This window comes from Streptomyces sp. SAS_270 (assembly GCF_052543295.1).
Map to the genome: position 1 here is coordinate 21,696 of NZ_JBMNDS010000058.1, position 23,217 is coordinate 44,912.

The window sequence follows — 23,217 nt, forward strand, 5'->3', positions numbered from 1 at the left end:
TCCCCGCGCGGCGGGCTATGAGACCGCTTTCCCCACCGGGGGATTTTCCGCCGGGGGTTGAGGGGTCCCGGCCAGGGAATCAGGGGTGCCGTCCAGGGAGTCCGGGGCGCCGCCCATGGAACCGGGGGTGTCGCCCATGGAGGACAGCATCTTCGCGATGACCGCCTCGATGTCCGGCTCCCGCACCGACAGGTCCACCATCGGATACTCCCGAGCGATCCGCGCCACGAGCGGAGCCGCCGACTCCGACGCCGGGAACGCCAGCCACTGCCGCGGCCCCTCCACCTTCACCACCCGCGCCGACTCCACCTCGATGGGCGGCAGTTCGCGCTCCAGATCGACCACGAGGGTGCGCTCGCTCTCCCCCACCTCGTGCAGCCCGGCCAGCGCTCCGTCGTACATCAGCCGCCCGTGGTCGATGACCATCACACGTCGGCACAGCTGCTCGATGTCCTGGAGGTCATGCGTCGTCAGCAGGACCGTCGTGCCGCGATCGGTGTTCAACTCCCGCAGGAACTGCCGCACTTTGGCCTTGCTGACCACGTCGAGGCCGATGGTCGGCTCGTCGAGGTAGAGCACCTCCGGGTCGTGCAGCAGGGCCGCCGCGATGTCGCCGCGCATCCGTTGGCCGAGCGAGAGCTGACGGACGGGGACGTCCAACAGCTCGCCCAGTTCGAGGAGTTCGACGCACCGGTCGAGGTTCTCGCGGTACCGGGCATCCGGGATCCGGTACATGCGGTGCATCAGCGCGTACGAGTCGATCAGCGGAAGGTCCCACCACAGGGTCGTCCGCTGCCCGAACACGACACCGATGCGCCGCGCGAGCCGGGTCCGCTCCCGGGACGGGTCGATCCCGGCGACGCGCAGCCGGCCGCCGCTCGGGGTCAGGATCCCGGTGAGCATCTTGATGGTGGTCGACTTCCCGGCACCGTTCGGGCCGATGTAGCCGACCATCTCGCCGCGCGCCACGGTGAACGACAGCGAGTCAACCGCCCGCACCTGCCGCCGCTCCCGCTTCAGGAAGCCGGTCTTCCTGCGCACGTCGAAAACCTTCTCGACGCGGTCCAACTCGATGAACGCCTGCTCTGTCACGCTCAACTCCCCGTACTCCGATACGACCCGAGCCCCGCCCGCCACGCCAGACCGGCCAGCGCACAGCACCCCACGGCCACCAGCGGCGGCGCGAAGGCCGCCCACTCCGGCAGCGCCAGCGGGTACGGCCGCCCCAGCACATAGGAGGCCGGCACCCAGTTGACGAAGGCGAGCGGCAGCATGAACGTCACCCCGCGCACCAGGTCCTTGCCGAACACACTCGGCGGATACTGCAACAGCGTGGTGCCGCCGTACGTGAACGCGTTCTGCACCTCCGCCGCGTCCTGCGCGAAGATCTGGAAGGCCGCGCCCGCCACGAACACCGCGCAGAAGATCGCCGCCCCGCTGAACACCATCACCGGCATCAGCAGCACCTTCGCCGCACTCCACTCCACATCGACCGACACCAGCGCCCAGGCCAGCACCGCCGCCCCCTGCACGATCCGTCCCACCCGGCGCACCGCGAAACGGTCCGCGCCGATCTGGGCGAGCACCGGCGCGGGCCGCACCAGCAGCGTGTCGAACGAGCCGTCGCGGATCCGGGCGCCCAGGACGTCCATCGAGCCGAGCACCAGGTCGGCGATCCCGAAGGCCGTCACCGACAGGCCGTACAGGAAGGCGATCTCGGGCAGCGTCCAGCCGCCGAGCGAGTCGACCTGCGAGAACATCAGCAGGATCCCGACGAAGTCCATGGCGGTCATCAGCAGATTGCCGAACATCGTGACGACGAAGGACGCGCGGTACGTCATGGAGGAGCGGATCCACATCGCGGCGATCAACCGATAGGCCCGCAGCCCCTCACGCGCCCTGGACCTCGCGCCGACGATCTCTCCGGACCTCGCACCGACGACCTCTCCGGGCCTCTCACCGGCCATCTCGCCGCACCCCGCACCGGCCATCTCACGCAACCTCTCACCGAGGGGCTCAGCCACCCTGCACCACCACCCGCCGCGTCGCCGCCGACTGCAGCAGCCGCCCGGCCGCCAGCAGCACCACCGCCCACACCGCCTGCAGGGCGAACGCCCCCAGCGGATCGGTCTCCCCCATCAGCACATCCGCCGGCAGCTGGAGCTGCGCCGCCCACGGCAGCGCCCGGACGACGTCGCCGAACGCCCCCGGAAAGGCGTTGAGCGGAAGCACGATGCCCGAGCAGAAGACGCCCGTGATCATCAGGGCCTGCGAGACACCCATGCCGTCCAGCAGCCAGAACACGCTCAGGGCCGCCAGATACCGGATCCCGAAACTGACCACCATCGCCAGCAGAAGCGCGACCAGGAACGCCAGCCACGTGGTGACGTCCCCCGGCAGCGCCATCCGGAAGAACAGCGCACCGAACGCGAACGGGATCACGCCCCGCCCCAGCATCTGGAACAGCGACCGCCCCAAGTCGCTCGCCAGCCACCAGAGTTGGAGATCGGCCGGCCGGTACAGGTCGACGGCGATCTCACCCGTGCGAATGCGGGCCATCAGATCCTTCTCCGCGCCGCCGCCCTGAATGGCCAGCGTCGAGTACAGCGCCTGCCCCAGCCACACATAGGTGAGCGCCTGCGCCTGGTCGTAGCCGCCGAGATGCGGCTTCTCGTCCCACAGCGCGATGTACGTGTACGCCAGGATCATCCCGAAGACGGTGTTCGTGAACACCCCGGCCGCCGTGGCCGCCCGATAGGTGGCGTACCGGCGGAAGCCTCCCGCCGCGACGGCCGCATACAACCGTCCAGTGCCCACGGAGGAGCCCCTTCCGCTGATTTCGGCCCAAGCGCACGAGCCTAGTTCCGGGCCTGCGGCGGCTGCCACGCATTTTTCGGGGCGGGCGCGTGCCGAGGTCCGGGAACGGAACGCTTGGTGCGACAGTCTTCAAGAGGGGGCGCAGAACGCGTAAGTGGGCGTTTTGGACCGCAAGACGCAAAACAGGAGTCCGGCAAACAGATGAGCGACGAGTCGCAGCCGCAGCAACCGACCCAGGGCTGGGCGCCCAGGGAGCCCGAGACGGCTCCCCCGCCCGCGCCGGCCCAGGGCACGGCGGGCAAGAAGCCCAAGCGCCCGAAGCGCACCGGCTGGCGCCGGCTCATCCCGACCTGGCGCATGGTGCTCGTCACGTTCATCACCGTGATCCTGCTGCTCGTCGGCCTCTTCGCGCTCGGCTACTACCTGGTGAACATCCCGCCCGCCAACGCCGCAGCGACCAAGCAGAGCAACGTCTACCTGTACGCGGACGGCAGCCAACTCGCCCGCGACGGCGAGGTCAACCGCGAGAACGTGTCACTCGCGCAGATCTCCAAGGAGGCCCAGCACGCGACGCTCGCCGCCGAGGACCGCGACTTCTACACCGAGTCGGCGATCGACCCCAAGGCCATGCTCCGCGCCGGCTGGAACACGGTCACCGGCAAGGGCAAGCAGTCCGGCTCCACGATCACCCAGCAGTACGTGAAGAACTACTACCTGGGCCAGGAGCAGACCGCGACACGGAAGGTGAAGGAGTTCTTCATCTCCATCAAGCTCGACCGGCAGAAGAGCAAGAACGACATCCTCGAGGGCTACCTCAACACCAGCTACTACGGCCGCAACGCGTACGGCATCCAGGCCGCCGCGCAGGCGTACTACGGCGTCGACGCCCAGGACCTGTCGGTCGGCCAGGGCGCCTACCTCGCCGCGCTGCTCAACGCGCCCAGCGAGTACGACGTGATCGCGCACCCCGAGAACAAGTCCGCGGCCCTCGCCCGCTGGAACTACGTCCTCGACGGCATGGTCAAGAAGAAGTGGCTGAGCGAGGCCGACCGGGCCAACGTCAAGTTCCCCATGCCCAAGGAGGCCAAGGGCTCGGCGGGCATGTCCGGGCAGCGCGGCTACCTCGTGAAGGCCGTCAACGACTACCTCTTCGAGAACAAGATCATCGACGAGGACACGCTCAGCGCCGGCGGCTACCGCATCACCACCACGCTCCAGAAGTCCAAGCAGGACGCCTTCGTCGAGGCCGTCAACGACCAGGTGATGGACAAGCTCGACAAGAAGAACAACAAAGTCGACAAGTACGTCCGCGCCGGCGGCGTCTCCATCGACCCGAAGACCGGCAAGGTCCTCGCGATGTACGGCGGCATCGACTACACCAAGCAGTACGTCAACAACGCCACCCGCCGCGACTACCAGGTCGGCTCCACCTTCAAGCCGTTTGTGTTCACCTCCGCCGTACAGAACGGGTCCGAGACCCAGGACGGCCGCACCATCACCCCGAACACGATCTACGACGGCTCCAACGAGCGCCCCGTGCAGGGCTGGAGCGGCGACTCGTACGCACCGGAGAACGAGGACGGCGTCTCGTACGGCAACATCACCGTGCGCACCGCCACCGACAAGTCCGTGAACTCCGTGTACGCCCAGATGGCCGTCGACGTCGACCCGGACAAGGTCAAGGACACCGCGCAGGACCTCGGCATCCCCTCCGACACCCCCGACCTCACCGCCTCCCCCTCCATCGCGCTCGGCCCGGCCACCGCCAGCGTCCTCGACATGACGGAGGCGTACGCCACGCTCGCCAACCACGGCAAGCACGGCACGTACACGATCGTCGACAAGATCACCAAGGAGGGCGCGGCGGACGTCAGCCTGCCCAAGCAGGACACCGAGCAGGCCGTCAGCCGGGAGGCCGCCGACACCACCACGTCGGTCCTGCAGAGCGTCGTCGACACCGGCACCGCCACCGCCGCCCAGGCCGCCGACCGCCCCGCCGCCGGCAAGACCGGCACCGCCGAGGAGGACCAGGCCGCCTGGTTCGCGGGCTACACCCCCGACCTCGCCACCGTCGTCGCCGTCATGGGCCAGGACCCCGAGACCGGCGCGCACAAGTCGCTGTACAACGCGATGGGCCTGCCACGCATCAACGGCGGTGGCGCGCCCGCCCAGATCTGGGCGCAGTTCACCAAGACCGCCCTCAGGAACAAGCCGGCCACCGACTTCGACCTCGAACTCCAGGAGGGCGCGGACGAGCCGGAGTACCCGCCGACCGAGCCGACCGCCCCGGGCACCGGCGGCCAGGACAACGGCGGCACCACCACCGGCGGAACCCCCACGACCGGCGGCACCACCACCGGCGGAACCCCCACCACGGGCGGCACGACCACCGACGGCGGCACGACGACCACGGGCGGCACCACCACCGACGGCGGCACGACCGGCGGCACGACCACGACGGGCGGCACCACGACCGACGGCGGCACGACCGACACCGGCGGCACGACCACCGACGGCGGTACGACCGACACGGGCGGCGCGACGGACACCGGCGGCGGCACCAGCACGGGGACGAACGGCACCACGGGCACGACAGGCACGACGACCGGCGGCCCCCTGCGCCCGCTCTCAAGACGCGACTGACCCGCCGAACACGGCGAAACACGGCGAAGGGGGTGGTGACGACGTCACCAGCCCCTTCGAAGCCGCTACGACTTCGCTACCGACCCTGCTACAGATACAGCCCGGTGGAATCCTCGGACCCCTCGAAACGGTCCGCGGCCACCGCATGCAGATCCCGCTCGCGCATCAGCACGTACGCGGTACCGCGCACCTCGACCTCCGCGCGGTCCTCGGGGTCGTACAGCACGCGGTCACCCGGCTCGACCGTCCGCACGTTCTGCCCGACCGCGACGACCTCGGCCCAGGCCAGACGCCGGCCGACGGCCGCCGTAGCGGGGATCAGGATGCCGCCGCCGGAACGCCGCTCGCCCTCGGCGGCGTCCTGCCGCACCAGCACACGGTCGTGCAGCATGCGGATGGGCAACTTGTCGTGCTGGGTGGTCTTCTCGCTCACGCCCCGAACCTACCTGCTCCAACCGGTTTCGTACGCGGGCGGGTCAGCCCTTGCGCCGCCGCGAACCCACGGCGAACAGTCCCACCAGCCCGACCACTACAAGCGCCACGGGCACGATCCGCTCCAGCCGCGGCGCGCCCTCCTCGGTGACGAGCTGGCCCTTCACATCGCTGACCATCCGGTTGACCCCGACGTAGGCCCGCCCGAGCGTGTGGTCGATGTTGGAGACGACCTTCGCCTTCGCGTCACCGACGATCGTCTTCGGGTGCACCCGCACGCCGATCTCGTCGAGCGTCTCGGCAAGCACCTCACGGCGGCGCTTGATGTCCGCCTCGATCTCCGCCGGAGTCCTGATATCCGACGCTCTCGACGTATCCGACACCGCGCAGCCTCCGTGGTCGTGTCCTGTGTTTCCGATCTGTGCCCTCGACAGTCTGTCAGCTCGGGCCGCGACGCACCGCTCGGCACCCCCACTACGCTCGTTCCGTAACCAAGCCCACCACCCGGCCACGTGAGGTACCGATGAGCGAGCGACTCCAGCCCGGCGACACCGCCCCCGCCTTCACCCTGCCCGACGCCGACGGCAACGAGGTCTCCCTCGCCGACCACAAGGGCCGCAAGGTCATCGTCTACTTCTACCCCGCCGCCCTCACCCCCGGCTGCACGAAGCAGGCCTGCGACTTCACGGACAACCTGGAGCTGCTGGCCGGCGCGGGCTACGACGTCATCGGCATCTCCCCCGACAAGCCGGAGAAGCTCGCCAAGTTCCGCGACAAGGAGTCCCTCAGGATCACCTTGCTCGCCGACCCCGAGAAGACCGTCACCGAGGCCTACGCGGCCTACGGCGAGAAGAAGAACTACGGCAAGACGTACATGGGCGTCATCCGCTCCACGGTGATCGTGGACGAGGAGGGCAAGGTCGAACGCGCCCTGTACAACGTGCGGGCGACGGGCCACGTGGCGAAGATCATCAAGGACCTGGGCATCTGACCCCGGGGCTCAGAACGAGATCCACACATCGGGAGGCAGGTCCGGTCGCCCCGGCACCGGCCTGCGCTCCTCGACCCAGCCACCACCCCCGGCGACCTCATCGGCAACGCGCCGCCAGAACCGCACCGCACCTTCGTTGGCGTCCTGAAACGCGATCTCCCACGGCCCGGGGTGCCGGGCGACGACGTCCCGCACGGCACGCAATCCGATCCCCGCGCGCCGGGCCCCACGCACCACGAAGAAGCTGTTCAACACCCGCCCGGCCCCCGTGACCCCCCGCACAAAGGCAAACCCCACGGGCCGCCCCCCACTCGTGAACAGATACGGCACCCAGTCCGCCCCACCCGCGAACGCCGCCTCCAGCCGCTCACTGCGGAACGTCCCGTCCGGGTTGGGCAGTTGCCCCCCGGCCGCGAACTCGGACAGATCATGGCGGAACAGCAGCCAGAGCCGTTCCACGGTCGGACGATCATCGGGAGTCGCGCGACGTACGACCACGTCGCCGGGTTCTGTGTTCCGCTGCGCGGAGTACTGAGAAGACATAAAAAAAGCCTCCCGCTCGGACAAAGGTCCGGGACCGGAAGGCTGGGCGTGCGAGATGCAGGATATCAACCGCGGCGCCTGGGGAGGGCCCACTTCGCCGCTTCGGGTTTGCATTTCGGGCGTGACTGTCCGATAAGCGGTTCGTTACTCCGTACGAGGTCACGAACGTGTGGCCGGGGACGGAGGGGATCCGATGGGAGCCAGGTACACCCGCGAGTTACTCGAAGAGGCGGCACGCGAAACGACGAACTGGGACGACGCCGTACGGTGGTGCGGGGGCACGCCAACACCCGGCAGCAGACGTTATCTGCGTCAGAAGATGACGGAGTCCGCAGTAGACGTCTCACACTTTCCAACCCGTTGGGTTCGCCACACCGAGGAGAGGCTACGGGAGATTGTGGCCGCGTCATCCAGTGTCAAAGAGGTGGTTCGCCGCCTGGGCATCAGCCCGGTGGGCGGCAATCACACGCACATCAGCCGCCGTATCGCCTCGCTGGGCATCGACACATCCCACTTCGTAGTGCGGCAGGGAGGACCGAAGGGCTCACGAGGAAATCCGCTGACCCTGGGATCACCAGAGGTCGGCAGAATCCCTGGAAGGCGACTCCTTCGTGATCTGCTCCGTATCGGGGTCACGGAAGCCTGCACCATGTGCGGCACAGGACCCAAGTGGAACAACAAACCCCTCCGGCTGGAGGTCGACCACATCAACGGCGAGTGGTGGGACAACCGTCCTGGGAACCTTCGACTACTGTGCCCCAACTGTCATGCGGTGACGGACACATACCGGGGTCGCAGGCGGAGGGCAGCCGCTTGAGCAGGCCGAAGTACACACACGACCTGCTGACTCGGGCTGCCGCCAAGGCCACCAGCGTTGCCGAGCTGATGCGCATGCTGGGAGCGCCGATGGGTAGTGGCCCTCGCCGCTATCTCAGCAAGAGGTTGCAGCACTACGGCATCGACACCTCCCACTTCCGCGACGAGCCCCTGCCCGAGCGCGAACGGCGTAGCTATCCGGAGGAGGTTCTGAGAGAGGCCGCCGCCCGCTCACACAGCATCAGGGAAATGCTGGAGTACATGGGGTTCCCTCCGCGCGACAGCCCGTACGGCCACATCAGAATGAAGCTGGACAAGTTCGGGATCGACACGGCGCATTTCACCGGTGGGCGAAGATATGGCCCAGGCATTCTGTCCCGTGACGAACTGGCGCCGAGGGTCGAGGCCGCCACGAGCATGGCAGGAGTCCTCGCTGGTCTTGGCCTGAGCGACAGCGGTTCAGGCCGGGCGCTGGTGAAGCGCAGCATTGAAGCCCACGGCCTGTCGACCACCCACTTCACGGGGCAAGGACACTTTCGCGGTGCCCGCTCCCCACACCGCAAACCAGCAGCCGAGATCCTGGTGCGACTCGCACCCGGCTGTCCCCGTACCAAGACGATCCTGCTCAGGCGAGCCCTTGATGACCTTGGTGCACCGCACGTCTGTGACGAGTGCGGCGTCGGAGACACATGGCAGGGCAGACGACTTGTACTGGAGATTGATCACGTCAACGGCGACCGACTGGACAACCGCCGGGAAAATCTGAGGTATCTGTGCCCGTCGTGCCACAGCCAGACGAGTTCTTTCTCGAACCGCAGCCGCCGGGACATCCCTGCACGGCTTCCGAGCCCAGCACAGTACAGTAAGCGACCTGGGCCCGTACCCCAGCTGGCCAAGAGGGCGCCGGTTTAGGTCCGGTGTGTCGTGGGTTCGAGTCCCACCGGGCCCACAGAGTAAAGAGGCCCGACACCTTTGATTCAAAGGTGTCGGGCCTGCCTGTTGAGTCAGCCCAACAGCTCCCGAACCACCGGCACCAGAGCCCGAAACGCCTTGCCCCGGTGGCTGATCGCGTTCTTCTCGGCCGGGGTCAGTTCCGCGCAGGTTCGGGTGTCGCCCTCCGGCTGGAGGATCGGGTCGTAGCCGAAGCCGTTCGTGCCGACGGGGGCGTGGCGCAGGGTGCCGCGGAGTTGGCCCTCGACCACGCGCTCCGTGCCGTCCGGGAGGGCGAGTGCCGCCGCGCAGGCGAAGTGGGCGCCGCGGTGGGTGTCGGCGATGTCGCCGAGCTGGGCGAGGAGCAGGTCCAGGTTGGCCTTGTCGTCGCCGTGGCGGCCTGCCCAGCGGGCGGAGAAGATGCCGGGTGCGCCGTTCAGGACGTCGACGCAGAGGCCGGAGTCGTCGGCGACGGCGGGCAGGCCGGTGGCCTGGGCGAGGGCGTGAGCCTTCAGCAGGGCGTTCTCGGCGAAGGTGACGCCGGTTTCCTTGACGTCGGGGATGTCGGGGTAGGCGTCGGCGCCGACGAGGTCGTGCGGGAGGCCGGCGTCGGCGAGGATCGCGTGGAGCTCGGTGATCTTTCCGGCGTTGCGGGTGGCGAGGATCAGGCGGGTCATGGGCCCAGTATCCCGACCGCGGTACGGGATCCTGTACGGCGCCCGCGCTATCCCGCCAGGTAGCGGATCTGGTCCCACAGGACCGGGTCGACGACGCCGACGCGGCGGCGGAAGTCCCAGCGGGGCACGTCGCGCAGTTCGTCCGTCTCCAGGAAGCTGGCTCGGCCCTGGGCGTCGCCGACGGCGCCGGGGGGCAGCGGGATCACTCCGGCGCGTTCGTCGTGGTACTTGCTGGTGATCTTCGCGACGGTCACGTGGTCGCCGCGGACGGTCAGGACAAGGCAGGGGCGGTCCTTGGCGCCGGGTCCGTCCTCGTAAGGGACGTTCGCCCACCAGATCTCGGCGGGCTGCGGGCTGGCCGCGCGCTGTCGGGGTCCGCCCGGCGGGCGCGTACGACCGGACGGTCTGCGCCCGCGTCGCCCCCAGCCGTCGATGAGCGTCGCCACGAGCGCGAGCAGCACGACGGCCGCGAGTGCGAGCCACCAGGACGTGTCCATACGAAGAAGGTACCGGCGGGTACCCGGGTCCGCTCCCCGTCCGCTCCCCTTCCGCTTCTCCTCTCGGAGAAGCCCATGCGTGCCTGTGTTCGTTCGATCCATCCGAACCGGTGACAGCTCAGGTGAGTTCGCCCACAACAGCCCCTGGCGGAGGAGCGACCGGCCCTTTTGCGCCTTACGCTCGACGGACCGCACGACCCCCGTTCCCACATCTGCTCCGAGTACATGCGCCGGGTTTCCGGTCACCGCATCTGCTCTGTGCACTTCCTGCCAGCGCGGAGGTTCCAGCTTTATGAAGCTCACCGTCGTCGGCTGCTCGGGGTCGTTCCCGTCCGCGGAATCGGCCTGCTCGAGCTACCTCGTCGAGGCCGACGGCTTCCGGCTGCTTCTCGACATGGGCAATGGTGCCCTTGGCGAGCTGCAGCGCCACTGCGGTCTCTACGACCTCGACGCGATCTTCCTCAGCCATCTGCACGCCGACCACTGCATCGACATGTGCGCGTACTTCGTCGCGCGCTACTACCGCCATGACGGCGGCCGCTGCGACCCGATCCCGGTGTACGGGCCCGAGGGCACGGAGCAGCGTCTCACCACGGCCTACGCCGATACGCCGTCCGCCTCCTCGATGAGTGAGGTCTTCGACTTCCACACGGTCAAGCCGGGCACGTTCGAGATCGGTCCGTTCACCGTGCACACGGAGAAGGTGCGCCATCCTGTGGAGGCGTACGGCATCCGGGTGGAGCACGGCGGCCGCTCGCTGACGTACTCCGGTGACACGGGCGTGAGCGAGTCCCTGGACAAACTCGCCCGCGACACCGATCTGTTCCTGTGCGAGGCGGCGTTCACGCATGGCAAGGAGAACATTCCGGATCTGCATCTCAACGGCCGTGAGGCGGGCGAGACCGCGACCCGTGCCGGGGCGCGCAGGCTGGTGCTGACGCATATCCCGCCGTGGACGGACCCCCGGATCAACCTGGCGGACGCCCGGACCGCGTACGACGGTCCGGTGGAGCTGGCGGCGCCTCGGGTGTCGTACGAGATCTGAGCGCGGGTGCGCAAGGGGAAGGCCCCCGGAACCGATGGGTTCCGGGGGCCTTCGCCTGGTGTGCGGCGGGGTTACTTGGCCTCTGCCTTCTGCAGTTCGGCCAGTTCCTCGTCGGACTCGCGGCCCGGCGTCGGCAGGTTGAACCTGGTGATCGCGAAGCGGAAGACCGCGTAGTAGACCACTGCGAAGCAGAGGCCGACCAGGACAAGGCCCCAGGGGTTCGTCGCGATGCCGAGGTTGAGGCCGAAGTCGACCGCGCCGGCGGAGAAGCCGAAGCCGTCCTTCATGCCGAGTGCCCAGGTCAGCGCCAGGGAGACGCCGGTGAGGACTGCGTGGATCGCGTAGAGGACCGGCGCGATGAACATGAAGGTGAATTCGATGGGCTCGGTGACGCCGGTGACGAAGGAGGTCAGGGCGATCGAGAACATCATGCCGCCGACGACCTTGCGGCGCTCGGGTCGGGCGCAGTGGACGATCGCCAGGCACGCGGCCGGGAGGCCGAACATCATGATCGGGAAGAAGCCGGTCATGAACTGTCCGGCGCTCGGGTCGTGGGCGAGGAAGCGGGCGATGTCGCCGCTCTTGCCGTGGTAGTCGCCCGCCTGGAACCAGGGGAAGGAGTTCAGCAGGTGGTGCATGCCGATGGGTATCAGGGCGCGGTTGGCGACGCCGAAGATTCCTGCGCCGACGGCGCCCGAACCGACCAGCCATTCGCCGAAGTTGTGCAGACCCGTGCCGAGGACCGGCCAGATGTAGCCGAAGACGATGCCGATGAGCAGGCCCGCGAAGGCGGAGAGGATGGGGACGAGGCGGCGGCCGCCGAAGAAGCCTGCCCAGTCGGGCAGCTTGGTCCGGTAGAACTTCTGGTAGAGCAGGGCGACGACGATGCCCATCACCACGCCGCCGAGGACCTTGGCGTCCACGGGCGCGTCCACCATGACCACCTTGCCGTCGACGGCGGTGGCGACCTTGGGCAGGTTCTTGTCGGTGAACGTGCTGAGGACGTTCTTGAAGACCAGGTAGCCGACGACGGCGGCGAGGGCGGTCGAGCCGTCCGACTTCTTCGCGAAGCCGATCGCGATGCCGACGGCGAACAGCAGTGCCATGTTGTCGAGGATCGCGTTGCCGCCCGCGGCCATGAAGCCGGCGATCTTGGTGAGGAACGTCGGGAAGGACGGGCGCCCGAGCATGTCGGTGTTGCCGAGGCGTACCAGGAGCGCGGCTGCGGGCAGGACGGCGACCGGCAGCATCAGGCTGCGGCCGATGCGCTGCAGGACAGCCATCGCGCCGGAGCCCTTCTTCTTTCCGGCCGCGGGCGCGGCGGTGGCTGTGGACACAACTTCCTCCTGGGGGTCCCCCCGGCCGCAGGCTGGGGGAGGGCAAAACGCCGCCTGGGGACAGGGAAAGAGGGGGACGGCGGCGTCTCCGATGGAACGCGGTCGGCGCCGCGTGGTCTACACCACTGAGTGGTGTAGACCTGTTGTAGCACGGTGAAGGCTGGATAAGGAACCCGCGATTTTTGTGGCCTGGGCCATACCGGAAGATTCGGATCCATTCACGCCGAAGGCCCCCCGGACCAGTAGGTCCGGGGGGCCCGTCACAGAGATGCCGTACGACTGCTGCTACGCCTTGGTGATGTCCTCGACCTCTTCCTCCGGCTCGCGTCCCGGGGTCTTCAGGTCGAACTTCGTGATCGCGAAGCGGAAGATCACGTAGTAGACGGCGGCGAAGCAGAGGCCGATGGGGATGATGGCCCAGGGTCTGGTGGCCAGGTTCCAGTTGATGACGTAGTCGATGAGGCCGGCCGAGAAGCTGAAGCCGTCGTGCACACCGAGGCCCCAGGTCACCGCCATGGACACACCCGTGAGGATCGCGTGGACCGCGTAGAGGAGCGGCGCGATGAACACGAAGGAGTACTCGATCGGTTCGGTGATGCCGGTGACGAACGACGTCAGCGCGACGGAGAGCATCATGCCGCCGATTTCCTTGCGGCGATGGGGTTTTGCGCAGTGCGTCATCGCGAGGCAGGCGGCCGGCAGGGCGAACATCATGATGGGGAAGAAGCCCGAGGTGAACTGGCCCGCGTTCGGGTCGCCCGCCAGGAACATGTTGATGTCACCGTGCACGGGCTGCCCGCCGCCCGGCGGGTTGAAGGTGCCGAACTGGAACCAGATGGGCACGTTCAGGAACTGGTGCAGGCCGATCACGAGCAGCGCGCGGTTGGCGACGCCGAAGACGCCCGCGCCCCAGGCGCCGAGGTCGACCAGCCAGTCGCTGAAGTTCTCCAGGCCGTCGCCGATCGGCGGCCAGATCCACAGGCACAGCGCGGCGAACGCGATGGCGATGAAGGACATCATGATGGGGACGAGGCGGCGGCCGTTGAAGAAGCCGAGCCAGTCGACGAGCTTGGTGCGGTGGTAGCGCTGCCAGAAGTACGCCGCCAGCAGTCCCATGATGATGCCGCCGAAGACGCCCGGGTTCTGGTACGAGAACCCCGTTACCGAGTGGTCGGCGGCCTGGCACCCGACGCCCTCGATCGACGTCATACCCTTCCCGCAGTCCACCGGGAACTGGTGCAGCACGTTGTAGTAGACGAGGAAGCCCGCGACCGCCGCGAGCGCGGTGGAGCCGTCGGCCTTCTTCGCCATGCCGATGGAGACGCCGATGCAGAACAGCAGCGGGAGTCCGAGCGAGCCGTCGAGGAGGGCGCCGCCCGCGCCCTTCATCACCTTGGAGACATCGGTCCAGCCGAGTCCGTCGTCACCGAACACGTCCGGCTGGCCGAGCCGGTTGAGGATGCCGGCCGCGGGCAGGACGGCGATGGGCAGTTGAAGGCTGCGGCCCATCTTCTGCAGACCCTGGAAGAGGTTGTTCCAGTGGGTGCGCGCGGGTGGGGGTGCGGGTTCGGCGGCGCTGTCGGCACTCATCGGCGTCCTCCGGACGGGACCGGGTTTGGCGACCGTCCGCCGGGTGGTGTAGACCAGTTGACGGACGGTCGCGCTGTCGTGAACGCCATCATTCGGTACGTACGACATGACCGCTCGCGAAGATGGGCCAACTGTGGGTTACTGCGACAAAGCGGTTCGGATCAGGGAGTAAGACATGGCCACCAAGGCTGAGAAGATCGTTGCCGGACTCGGCGGGATCGAGAACATCGAAGAGGTCGAGGGCTGCATCACCCGCCTCCGCACCGAGGTCATCGACGCGAGCAAGGTCGACGAGGCCGCCCTGAAGGCCGCGGGTGCGCACGGCGTCGTCAAGATGGGCACGGCGATCCAGGTCGTCATCGGCACGGACGCCGACCCGATCGCGGCGGACATCGAAGACATGATGTGAGGTCGCTTCGCGGCCGGACACACGGCTGAACTCATCCCTGAGGGGCTGCTTCCGTTACCGGCGGCAGCCCCTCGGTCATGTGCGGCTAGGCTCAGCGCCATGTCTCGAATCGACGGCCGCACCCCCGAACAGCTCCGCCCCATCACCATCCAGCGTGGCTGGAGCAAGCACGCCGAGGGCTCCGTCCTCGTCTCCTTCGGTGACACGAAGGTCTTCTGCACCGCCTCCGTCACCGAGGGCGTCCCGCGCTGGCGCAAGGGCAGCGGCGAGGGCTGGGTCACCGCGGAGTACTCGATGCTGCCGCGCGCCACGAACACGCGCGGCGACCGTGAGTCCGTACGCGGCAAGATCGGCGGCCGTACGCACGAGATCAGCCGCCTGATCGGCCGTTCGCTTCGCGCGGTCATCGACTACAAGGCGCTGGGCGAGAACACGATCGTCCTCGACTGCGACGTCCTTCAGGCCGACGGCGGCACCCGTACCGCCGCGATCACCGGCGCCTATGTCGCCCTCGCCGACGCCGTCGCCTGGGCGCAGGGCAAGAAGCTGGTCAAGGCCGGCCGGCAGCCGCTGACGGGCACGGTCTCCGCCGTCTCCGTCGGCATCGTGGGCGGGGTTCCGCTGCTGGACCTCTGCTACGAGGAGGATGTGCGGGCCGACACCGACATGAACGTCGTCTGCACGGGCGACGGGCGGTTCGTCGAGGTCCAAGGCACCGCGGAGGCCGAGCCGTTCGACCGCAAGGAGCTCAACTCCCTGCTGGATCTTGCCGTTTCGGGCTGCGACGAGCTCGCGGCCATTCAGCGGGCGGCTCTTGAGGCAACCGCGGGATAAGTCTTCGCGTTCTTATGGGTACGGGCGTACGGTCCAGCCGTGCGTCCGTTGACCACAGTGTTTCGCATGTCCACGGGGAGGACTGTTCCATGGCCTCGCGCCACCGTCGCCGCACCGCGGCATTCGCCGTCGTCGCCGCACTTGTCGCCGTACCGGCGGTCGTCGGCTGCGATGCCGTCGACAAGGCTCTGGACTGTGTCCAGACCGCCGACTCCATCGCCGACAGCGTCACCGATCTCCAGCAGGCGGTGGAGAACGCGGCGAACGACCCGACGCAGACCGACGAGTCCCTCAACTCCATCGAGAAGAGCCTCGACAAGCTGGGCGACAAGACCGACAACACCGATGTGAACAAGGCGGTCGACGACCTGAGCAAGGCCGTCGGCAACGTCCGTACGGCCGTCAAGAACGGCGATTCGACGCCCGACATCAGTCCGGTGACGGACGCGGCGGGCGAGCTGACGAAGGTGTGCACGCCGTAAGTCGCTCGGGGTTTCCCGGGGCCTGGGGCACAACCCCCAGACCCCGGCTCCGGGGCCTACGCCCAGAGCTGACCCTGCAGCGTCTCGATCGCTTCCTCCGTCGTCGCCGCCGTGTAGACGCCCGTCGACAGGTACTTCCAGCCGCCGTCGGCCACGACGAAGACGATGTCGGCCGTCTCCCCCGCGTTGACGGCCTTCCTGCCGACGCCGATCGCGGCGTGCAGGGCCGCTCCGGTGGAGACGCCCGCGAAGATGCCCTCCTGCTGGAGGAGTTCGCGGGTGCGGGTGACCGCGTCGGCGGAGCCCACGGAGAAGCGGGTGGTCAGGACCGAGGCGTCGTACAGCTCCGGCACGAAGCCCTCGTCGAGGTTGCGCAGGCCGTAGACCAGGTCGTCGTAGCGCGGCTCGGCGGCGACGATCTTCACGTCCGGCTTCTGCTCGCGCAGGAAGCGGCCGACGCCCATCAGGGTGCCGGTGGTGCCGAGGCCCGCCACGAAGTGCGTGACCGAGGGGAGGTCCGCCAGGATCTCCGGGCCCGTCGTCGCGTAGTGGGCGCCCGCGTTGTCCGGGTTTCCGTACTGGTAGAGCATCACCCAGTCCGGATGCTCCGCGGCGAGCTCCTTGGCCACGCGGACGGCGGTGTTGGAGCCGCCCGCCGCGGGGCTGGGGATGATCTCGGCGCCCCACATGCCGAGCAGCTCCCGGCGTTCCTGCGAGGTGTTCTCGGGCATCACGCACACCATGCGGTAGCCCTTGAGCTTGGCCGCCATGGCGAGGGAGATGCCGGTGTTGCCGCTCGTCGGCTCCAGGATCGTGCAGCCCGGCGTCAGGCGGCCGTCCTTCTCCGCCTGCTCGATCATGTGCAGGGCCGGGCGGTCCTTGACCGAGCCGGTCGGGTTGCGGTCCTCAAGCTTCGCCCAGATCCGGACGTCGTCGGACGGCGAGAGCCGCGGCAGGCGCACCAGAGGGGTGTTGCCCACCGCGGCCAGCGGGGAGTCGTAGCGCATGGGGGATCAGCGGCCGATCAGACCATGCCGCCGGCGACGGCCGGCAGGATCGTCACGTTGTCGCCGTCGGTGAGCTTGGTGTTGATGCCGTCGAGGAAGCGGACGTCCTCGTCGTTGAGGTAGACGTTGACGAAGCGGCGCAGCTCGCCGCCGTCCACGATGCGGGCCTGGACGCCCGGGTGGCGGGTCTCCAGGTCGGCGAAGAGCGCGGCGAGGGTCTCCCCGCCGCCCTCGACGGCCTTCTGTCCGTCGGTGTAGGTGCGGAGGATGGTGGGGATGCGGACCTCGATGGCCATGGCTCAGGGCTCCTGTCGGGAGTGATCGGTCGGTAGGCGCGCGGCAGCGCAGAACAGCGGTGATGCGTGGTGAGGCGCCGCGGCTCACGGCCGGACGGCGGCAGGGTCCGGCGTCAACAGATGGCGCTGGCGAGCCTGCACAGGTCGACGTGCAGCCGCGCCACGAGCAGTGCGCCCGGCGTCTTGTCGCTCACGTCGTGGAAAACCATGGGCTCATCGTATCGATTCCCGGTCCGGATCCCGGAGTGTGATCCCACACTCCGGACATATTTCGACCAGGACGTGAGATCAGTACGTCTCCACGACCTTGACCTCCTCCTCCGTGACCTCTCCCTCGACGATCCGGAAGGACCGGAACTGGAAGGGGCCGGCGTCGTCGGTGTCCGCGGTCGAGACGAGCACGTAGTGGGCGCCGGGCTCGTTCGCGTAGGTGATGTCGGTGCGGGAGGGGTGGGCCTCGGTGGCCGTGTGGGAGTGGTAGATGATCACCGGCTCCTCGTCGCGGTCGTCCATCTCGCGGTAGAGCTTGAGGAGGTCCTGCGAGTCGAACTCGTAGAACGTCGGTGAGCGGGCGGCGTTCAGCATCGGGACGAAGCGCTCGGGGCGGCCCTCCCCCACCGGGCCCGCGACCACGCCGCAGGCCTCGTCGGGGTGGTCCTGGCGCGCGTGCGCGACGATCTGGTCGTACAGGGCCTGGGTGATGGTCAGCATGGGGCTCAGGATATGCGGGCATCAAAAGGGGCCGCGCGCAGCGCGTCAGGCAGGGTGGTGGTGGGCGACGGGTGGGACGCCGCGTACCGAAGGGTGGTACGCGGCGGCCCACATGCTGAGCTTGGAGGCCTCAGACCTGCTCGTACGCCGGCTCGCGGCGCTCCGCGACCTGGGGGTTGCGGGCCTTCAGGATCGCCCAGCCGATGCCGAGCGCCGCGGACCAGACGGCCATCACGTACAGGCAGACGCGGGAGTCGGCGTCGTACGCGATCAGGCCCGTGACGAAGAGGAGGAAGGCGATGGCGACATAGCTGCACTTCGCGCCGCCCGGCGCCGGGAAGGAGGAGGCGGGCAGGCGGCCCGCGTCCACGGCCCGGCGGTAGAGGACGTGACTGACCAGGATCATCAGCCAGGTCCAGATGCCGGCCGCGGTGGCCACCGAGGTGACGTAGCCGAAGGCCTTCTCCGGGACGACGTAGTTCAGGACCACTCCGATGCCCATGAAGGCGACGGAGACGGTGATGCCGAGCGCGGGGGTCTTGGAGGCCGAGAGCTTGTTGAAGGCGCGGGGCGCCTCGCCGTTGTCCGCGAGGTTGCGCAGCATGCGGCCCGTCGAGTACATGCCCGAGTTGCAGGAGGAGAGGGCGGCCGTCAGCACCACGAAGTTGACGATGCCCGCGCCTGCCGGGATGCCGATCATCGCGAACGCCTTCACGAAGGGGCTCACGCCGGGGGCGAACTCGGTCCACTTCACGACGCAGAGGATGACGGTGAGGGCGCCGACGTAGAAGAGGGCGATGCGCCAGGGCAGGGTGTTGATCGCCTTGGGGAGCGTCTTCTCCGGGTTCTCGGACTCGCCTGCCGTCACGCCGACCAGCTCGACGGCGAGGTAGGCGAACATGACGCCCTGCAGGGTCATCAGGGAAGAGCCGATGCCCTTGGGGAAGAAGCCGTCGAACTGCCAGAGGTTGGAGACGGCCGCGGTGTCACCGGCGGAGCTGAAGCCGAAGGTGAGCACGCCCAGGCCGATCACGATCATGCCTATGAGGGCGGTGACCTTGATCATCGAGGCCCAGAACTCGATCTCGCCGAACACCTTCACCGAGATCAGGTTGGCCACGAAGAGGACGACCAGGAAGACCAGCGCCGACACCCATTGCGGGATCGACGGGAACCAGTAGTGGACGTAGATCGCGGCGGCGGTCAGTTCCGCCATGCCGGTGACCACCCACATGAGCCAGTACGTCCAGGCCGTGAAGTAGCCGAAGAACGGGCCGAGGAACTCGCGGGAGTACTCCGCGAACGAGCCCGAGACCGGGCGGTAGAGGAGCAGTTCGCCGAGCGCCCGCATGATGAAGAAGATGATCACGCCGGCGATGGCGTACATGAGGATGAGGCTGGGGCCCGCCTTGGCGATGTTCGCCCCGGCGTTGAGGAACAGGCCGACGCCGATGGCGCCGCCGATCGCGATCATCTGTACCTGGCGGCTGCCGAGCCCTCGCTCGTACCCCTCTTCGGGGGTGTCGCCGCCCACGACTCCATTGCGGCTCTGCTCTTCTTGCTGCTTACCGACCTGCGACGAGGTCATATTGGTGCGCCTTCCTCCATGCCGAACCGAGCCAGTCCCATGGCTTCGGATCGGGTTCCGATCCCCCCGGATGTGATGGAGCTGAGCGGGTTCTGCGACCCGCTCGTGCCTGGCCGGCGGTCGCCGGCTCGGTGGCGCACCCGACCGGACGTGGGTGGTGTCCTGTCGGGCGGTCGTGAAGATTTATCACGGCCGCAACATGGCTCGGCGGTCCGGTTCGTGGCGCACACCACAGGGAGAACCGGACAAAAAACAAACCGCGCCCCAAAGGGCGCGGTCATAGTGACTTTATCGTTATCCGGATCTGAGCGTCCGCTGAGCGAACGGAATGGGCCGGCGGCCCGACTACGGCATCAGGGCACTGACCAGCGTCTCCTGGAGTCCGCCCAGCCACAGATAGGCCATCACCATCGGCTTGCGCGGGTCCTCGTCGGGCAGCCGGTAGAGGAGGTCGGTGTCCTCCTCGTCCTCGATGTCGAGGCGGGAGCCGATCGCCAGGCGCAGGTCGTTGAGGGTGCGCAGCCACTGCCCGCACTCCTCGGCGGACAGCTTGAGGACGGCGCTGCCCTCGCCTGCCGTGCTGAGCGCGTCCAGGCAGCGGATCACCACGAGGGCGTTCTCGCGCTTGCCGGCCCGCAGGTCGTTCTCGGTGAAGCGGCGGAACTCTGCGGAGTGCGCGCGCTGCTCCTCGGCCTGTTCGGGAGAGCGTGCCTCTACGTCCGGGCCGCTGTAGGCGTCCGGGAAGAGGCGCATCAGCACCGGGTCGGAGGGCGGCTCGCTCGGGCCCTCCGCGAACAGCTCGGCGAGCGGGTCGTCGGGGGCGTCCTCGGCGGGGCCCGGTCCGATGAGCTCCAGCAGCTGTACGGCGAGGGAGCGGATGATCGAGATCTCGACCTCGTCGAGCGCGACGGCCGCGCCGCCGCCGGGGATCGGTTCGAAGTGTCCTGGCATCAGGTTGCGTCGCTACTTCCGGTCCACTCGGTACGTGAGGTCACTGAGACCAACGGTCGGTGTGTGGGGGTCGCTGAGGTCACTTGCGGTCCTGCTGGAGGGTGGCCCACAGACCGTAGCCGTGCATGGCCTGCACGTCGCGTTCCATCTCCTCGCGGGTTCCGCTGGAGACGACGGCCCGGCCCTTGTGGTGGACGTCGAGCATGAGCTTGGTGGCCTTGTCCTTGGAGTAACCGAAGTACGCCTGGAAGACATAGGTCACGTAGCTCATGAGGTTGACCGGGTCGTTGTGGACGATCGTCACCCACGGGACATCGGGCTCGGGTACGGCGAAGACCTCTTCCGCCGACTCGGTCTTTTCGGTCTCTAGGGGAGCGGGAGCCGTCACACGGCCCATGCTGCCACCAGAAGGGGGTGCCCGGCCAAACGGGCCCCACAAAAGCGACCCCCTAAATCGTCAGAGTGACGAGATGGGGGTAGCATCGCCTCCCATGAACACAGCGGACCTTGGGCTGCCGGTGGACGTTCCCTCGACGGCGCTCTTCACGGACCAGTACGAGCTGACGATGCTGCAGGCCGCCCTCGCGGCCGGGACCGCCGAGCGGCGCTCCGTCTTCGAGGTCTTCACCCGGCGGCTGCCGGAGGGGCGCCGCTACGGAGTGGTGGCCGGGACCGGCCGCGTCCTGGACGCCGTGGAGAACTTCCGCTTCGACGCGGGCGTCCTGGGCTTTCTGCACGAGCGCGGGATCGTGAACGAGGAAACCCTCGAATGGCTCGCCTCGTACCGCTTCGGCGGGGACATCTGGGGCTATCCCGAGGGCGAGGTCTACTTCCCGGGCTCGCCGATCCTGCGGGTCGAGGGCTCCTTCGCGGAGTGCGTACTCCTGGAGACGGTGATCCTCTCCATCCTCAACCACGACTCGGCGATCGCGGCCGCCGCCTCCCGGATGGCGTCCGCCGCCGGGGACCGGCCGCTGATCGAGATGGGCGCCCGGCGCACGCACGAGCTGGCCGCGGTGGCCGCCGCGCGCGCCGCCTACGTGGGCGGCTTCGCCACCACCTCCGATCTCGCGGCCGGATTCCGCTACGACATCCCGACCGTGGGCACCTCCGCGCACGCCTTCACCCTCCTGCACGACCACGAGCGCGACGCCTTCCGCGCCCAGGTGAACTCGCTGGGCCGGGGCACCACGCTCCTCGTGGACACCTACGACGTCACGGAGGCCGTCCGGATGGCCGTCGAGGTCGCCGGGACCGACCTCGGGGCCGTGCGCATCGACTCCGGGGACCTGCTCCTGGTCGCGCACCGGGTGCGGCAGCAGCTGGACGAGCTGGGCGCGACGGAGACGAAGATCGTGGTGACCTCGGATCTGGACGAGTACGCGATCGCCTCGCTGGCGGCGGCACCCGTGGACGCGTACGGCGTCGGCACCCAGCTGGTGACGGGGTCCGGCCATCCCACGTGCTCGATGGTCTACAAGCTGGTCGCGCGCGCCGAGTCGGCGGACCTGAAGGCTCCGCTGGTGGCGGTCGCGAAGAAGTCGAGCGGCGGCAAGACGTCCATCGGCGGCCGCAAGTGGGCGGCGCGGCGCCTGGACGAGTACGGGGTCGCCGAGGCCGAGGTGATCGGCACCGGCGCGGTCCCCGGCGAGCTGGCCGACCGGCAGCTCCTGGTCGAGCTGGTCAAGGGCGGCCGGGTCGTGGCCCGCGAGCCGCTCGACGCCGTACGCGACCGGCATGCGGCCGCCCGCGCGAACCTGCCGCTGTCGGCGACCCAGCTCTCGCGCGGAGAGTCCGTGATTCCGACGGAGTACGTCTGAGACTCCGGCCGAAGTACGTCCGAGGCGGTCCGGTGCGGGGTGCCCGGGCGCATGAACACCCGGTGAGCGGGAATGCAACGGCAGCGTCCTCGCCCCGCGCCGGGGGCCCGCGCACTCTCCCGTCCCGCACACGAAGTCTCTAAGCTCGGTAGTTCGAAGGCCGGGCCCGCACCCCACCACCGACCGACCCGCCGCCGAGCCGAAGGACACCGCCCATGCGCCGCGCCTTGATCGTCGTAGATGTGCAGAACGACTTCTGCGAGGGCGGCAGCCTCGCGGTGTCGGGGGGTGCCGACGTGGCCGCCGCGATCACCGAGCTGATCGGGCAGGCGCCCGCGGGGTACCGGCATGTCGTGGCCACCCGCGACCACCACATCGCCCCCGGCGGCCACTTCGCCGACAACCCGGACTTCGTCCACTCCTGGCCCGCGCACTGCGTGGCCGGCACCGAGGGCGTGGGCTTCCACCCGAACTTCGCGCCCGCCGTCGCCTCCGGCGGGATCGACGCCGTCTTCGACAAGGGCGCCTACGCGGCGGCGTACAGCGGCTTCGAGGGCGTCGACGAGAACGGCGTCCCGCTGGGCGACTGGCTGCGCGCCCGCGCGATCGACGAGGTCGACGTGGTGGGGATCGCCACGGACCACTGCGTACGGGCGACGGCCCTGGACGCGGCCGCGCAGGGCTTCCGCACCCAGGTGCTGCTCGACCTCACGGCCGGAGTCGCCGAGGAGACCACCGAGCGCGCGCTGGAGGAGCTGCGGGGCGCGGGCGTGGAGCTGACCGGCAAGCCCGTCGTTTAGG

General features: G+C 68.7%; 27 protein-coding genes and 1 tRNA gene. 11 read left to right on the plus strand and 17 right to left on the minus strand.

Annotation, left to right across the window (positions count from 1 at the left end):
* Window positions 1-15: 15 nt before the first annotated feature.
* From ACN6LB_RS31060 to ACN6LB_RS31070, 3 genes are all read right to left on the minus strand, one after another.
* Window positions 16-1,092, minus strand: coding sequence for an ABC transporter ATP-binding protein (locus tag ACN6LB_RS31060; RefSeq protein WP_445028765.1), 1,077 nt, complete (start codon window positions 1,090-1,092; stop codon window positions 16-18).
* A 2-nt stretch (window positions 1,093-1,094) separates the two neighbouring features.
* Window positions 1,095-1,859 carry an ABC transporter permease gene (locus ACN6LB_RS31065; protein WP_445028786.1) on the minus strand — a complete coding sequence of 255 codons (765 nt, stop codon included), beginning with the start codon at window positions 1,857-1,859 and terminating at the stop codon, window positions 1,095-1,097.
* Window positions 1,860-2,016: 157 nt separating this feature from the next.
* The gene (locus ACN6LB_RS31070; protein WP_445028766.1) at window positions 2,017-2,817 is read right to left on the minus strand and encodes an ABC transporter permease; all 801 of its coding nucleotides are present in this window, start codon (window positions 2,815-2,817) and stop codon (window positions 2,017-2,019) included.
* 201 nt (window positions 2,818-3,018) lie between these two features.
* On the opposite strand from ACN6LB_RS31070, the gene ACN6LB_RS31075 reads away from it, so the two are divergent.
* Entirely contained in the window at window positions 3,019-5,460 is a 2,442-nt protein-coding gene (locus ACN6LB_RS31075; RefSeq protein WP_445028767.1) for a transglycosylase domain-containing protein, read from the plus strand.
* A gap of 88 nt (window positions 5,461-5,548) precedes the next feature.
* Here ACN6LB_RS31075 and ACN6LB_RS31080 read toward each other — a convergent pair whose 3' ends face one another.
* Together ACN6LB_RS31080 and ACN6LB_RS31085 are read right to left on the minus strand one after the other, a co-directional pair.
* A complete protein-coding gene (locus ACN6LB_RS31080; protein WP_356139615.1) occupies window positions 5,549-5,893 on the minus strand; it encodes a GroES family chaperonin in 345 nt (114 codons plus the stop codon).
* 43 nt (window positions 5,894-5,936) lie between these two features.
* On the minus strand, window positions 5,937-6,275 hold the full coding sequence (locus tag ACN6LB_RS31085; protein ID WP_356139614.1) for a DUF3618 domain-containing protein: 339 nt from the start codon (window positions 6,273-6,275) through the stop codon (window positions 5,937-5,939).
* A gap of 140 nt (window positions 6,276-6,415) precedes the next feature.
* Between ACN6LB_RS31085 and bcp the strand changes: the two genes are divergently transcribed.
* On the plus strand, window positions 6,416-6,883 hold the full coding sequence (gene bcp / locus ACN6LB_RS31090) for a thioredoxin-dependent thiol peroxidase (protein ID WP_356139613.1): 468 nt from the start codon (window positions 6,416-6,418) through the stop codon (window positions 6,881-6,883).
* Between the two features lie 9 nt (window positions 6,884-6,892).
* Here bcp and ACN6LB_RS31095 read toward each other — a convergent pair whose 3' ends face one another.
* A complete protein-coding gene (locus ACN6LB_RS31095) occupies window positions 6,893-7,426 on the minus strand; it encodes a GNAT family N-acetyltransferase (protein WP_445028768.1) in 534 nt (177 codons plus the stop codon).
* A gap of 193 nt (window positions 7,427-7,619) precedes the next feature.
* On the opposite strand from ACN6LB_RS31095, the gene ACN6LB_RS31100 reads away from it, so the two are divergent.
* From ACN6LB_RS31100 to ACN6LB_RS31110, 3 genes are all read left to right on the plus strand, one after another.
* Window positions 7,620-8,243 carry an HNH endonuclease gene (locus tag ACN6LB_RS31100; RefSeq protein ID WP_445028769.1) on the plus strand — a complete coding sequence of 208 codons (624 nt, stop codon included), beginning with the start codon at window positions 7,620-7,622 and terminating at the stop codon, window positions 8,241-8,243.
* Window positions 8,244-8,659: 416 nt separating this feature from the next.
* Entirely contained in the window at window positions 8,660-9,154 is a 495-nt protein-coding gene (locus ACN6LB_RS31105) for an HNH endonuclease signature motif containing protein (RefSeq protein ID WP_445028787.1), read from the plus strand.
* Window positions 9,116-9,191 (plus strand) — tRNA-Leu (locus ACN6LB_RS31110). Before ACN6LB_RS31105 ends, ACN6LB_RS31110 begins: the two co-directional genes overlap by 39 nt.
* Before the next feature lie 55 nt (window positions 9,192-9,246).
* On the opposite strand, the gene rdgB is transcribed toward ACN6LB_RS31110, so the two are convergent.
* Window positions 9,247-9,849, minus strand: a complete 603-nt coding sequence (rdgB, locus tag ACN6LB_RS31115) for an RdgB/HAM1 family non-canonical purine NTP pyrophosphatase (protein WP_445028770.1) — start codon at window positions 9,847-9,849, stop codon at window positions 9,247-9,249.
* A 47-nt stretch (window positions 9,850-9,896) separates the two neighbouring features.
* A complete protein-coding gene (locus ACN6LB_RS31120) occupies window positions 9,897-10,346 on the minus strand; it encodes a type II toxin-antitoxin system PemK/MazF family toxin (protein WP_445028771.1) in 450 nt (149 codons plus the stop codon).
* A gap of 292 nt (window positions 10,347-10,638) precedes the next feature.
* On the opposite strand from ACN6LB_RS31120, the gene ACN6LB_RS31125 reads away from it, so the two are divergent.
* Window positions 10,639-11,391 carry an MBL fold metallo-hydrolase gene (locus tag ACN6LB_RS31125; protein ID WP_445028772.1) on the plus strand — a complete coding sequence of 251 codons (753 nt, stop codon included), beginning with the start codon at window positions 10,639-10,641 and terminating at the stop codon, window positions 11,389-11,391.
* Window positions 11,392-11,462: 71 nt separating this feature from the next.
* Here the strand turns inward: ACN6LB_RS31125 and ACN6LB_RS31130 are convergent, their stop codons facing one another.
* Window positions 11,463-12,728, minus strand: a complete 1,266-nt coding sequence (locus tag ACN6LB_RS31130) for a PTS transporter subunit EIIC (RefSeq protein ID WP_445028773.1) — start codon at window positions 12,726-12,728, stop codon at window positions 11,463-11,465.
* A gap of 285 nt (window positions 12,729-13,013) precedes the next feature.
* Window positions 13,014-14,318 carry a PTS transporter subunit EIIC gene (locus ACN6LB_RS31135; protein WP_356139606.1) on the minus strand — a complete coding sequence of 435 codons (1,305 nt, stop codon included), beginning with the start codon at window positions 14,316-14,318 and terminating at the stop codon, window positions 13,014-13,016.
* 175 nt (window positions 14,319-14,493) lie between these two features.
* Between ACN6LB_RS31135 and ACN6LB_RS31140 the strand changes: the two genes are divergently transcribed.
* The 3 genes from ACN6LB_RS31140 (at window position 14,494) to ACN6LB_RS31150 (ending at window position 16,043) form a co-directional block, all read left to right on the plus strand.
* Complete coding sequence (locus ACN6LB_RS31140) at window positions 14,494-14,727, plus strand: PTS glucose/sucrose transporter subunit IIB (RefSeq protein ID WP_356139605.1); 234 nt, start codon at window positions 14,494-14,496, stop codon at window positions 14,725-14,727.
* 99 nt (window positions 14,728-14,826) lie between these two features.
* Window positions 14,827-15,561, plus strand: a complete 735-nt coding sequence (rph, locus tag ACN6LB_RS31145; RefSeq protein ID WP_356139604.1) for a ribonuclease PH — start codon at window positions 14,827-14,829, stop codon at window positions 15,559-15,561.
* Window positions 15,562-15,650: 89 nt separating this feature from the next.
* Window positions 15,651-16,043, plus strand: coding sequence for a hypothetical protein (locus ACN6LB_RS31150; RefSeq protein ID WP_445028774.1), 393 nt, complete (start codon window positions 15,651-15,653; stop codon window positions 16,041-16,043).
* Between the two features lie 56 nt (window positions 16,044-16,099).
* On the opposite strand, the gene ACN6LB_RS31155 is transcribed toward ACN6LB_RS31150, so the two are convergent.
* The 7 genes from ACN6LB_RS31155 to clpS form a co-directional block, all read right to left on the minus strand.
* The gene (locus ACN6LB_RS31155) at window positions 16,100-17,050 is read right to left on the minus strand and encodes a PLP-dependent cysteine synthase family protein (protein ID WP_356139602.1); all 951 of its coding nucleotides are present in this window, start codon (window positions 17,048-17,050) and stop codon (window positions 16,100-16,102) included.
* A 17-nt stretch (window positions 17,051-17,067) separates the two neighbouring features.
* On the minus strand, window positions 17,068-17,346 hold the full coding sequence (locus tag ACN6LB_RS31160; RefSeq protein ID WP_356139601.1) for a MoaD/ThiS family protein: 279 nt from the start codon (window positions 17,344-17,346) through the stop codon (window positions 17,068-17,070).
* Window positions 17,347-17,459: 113 nt separating this feature from the next.
* On the minus strand, window positions 17,460-17,555 hold the full coding sequence (locus ACN6LB_RS31165) for a putative leader peptide (RefSeq protein ID WP_350954403.1): 96 nt from the start codon (window positions 17,553-17,555) through the stop codon (window positions 17,460-17,462).
* 79 nt (window positions 17,556-17,634) lie between these two features.
* Window positions 17,635-18,057, minus strand: a complete 423-nt coding sequence (locus ACN6LB_RS31170) for a Mov34/MPN/PAD-1 family protein (RefSeq protein WP_445028775.1) — start codon at window positions 18,055-18,057, stop codon at window positions 17,635-17,637.
* A gap of 130 nt (window positions 18,058-18,187) precedes the next feature.
* Window positions 18,188-19,645 (minus strand): amino acid permease, encoded by a 1,458-nt coding sequence (locus ACN6LB_RS31175; protein ID WP_356139599.1) that lies wholly within the window; start codon window positions 19,643-19,645, stop codon window positions 18,188-18,190.
* A gap of 345 nt (window positions 19,646-19,990) precedes the next feature.
* Window positions 19,991-20,596 (minus strand): DUF2017 domain-containing protein, encoded by a 606-nt coding sequence (locus ACN6LB_RS31180; protein ID WP_445028776.1) that lies wholly within the window; start codon window positions 20,594-20,596, stop codon window positions 19,991-19,993.
* Window positions 20,597-20,675: 79 nt separating this feature from the next.
* Window positions 20,676-20,993 (minus strand): ATP-dependent Clp protease adapter ClpS, encoded by a 318-nt coding sequence (gene clpS / locus ACN6LB_RS31185; RefSeq protein ID WP_356139597.1) that lies wholly within the window; start codon window positions 20,991-20,993, stop codon window positions 20,676-20,678.
* A gap of 94 nt (window positions 20,994-21,087) precedes the next feature.
* Between clpS and ACN6LB_RS31190 the strand changes: the two genes are divergently transcribed.
* Entirely contained in the window at window positions 21,088-22,416 is a 1,329-nt protein-coding gene (locus ACN6LB_RS31190) for a nicotinate phosphoribosyltransferase (protein WP_356139596.1), read from the plus strand.
* 215 nt (window positions 22,417-22,631) lie between these two features.
* Window positions 22,632-23,216, plus strand: coding sequence for a nicotinamidase (locus tag ACN6LB_RS31195; RefSeq protein WP_356139595.1), 585 nt, complete (start codon window positions 22,632-22,634; stop codon window positions 23,214-23,216).
* Window position 23,217: the final 1 nt, after the last annotated feature.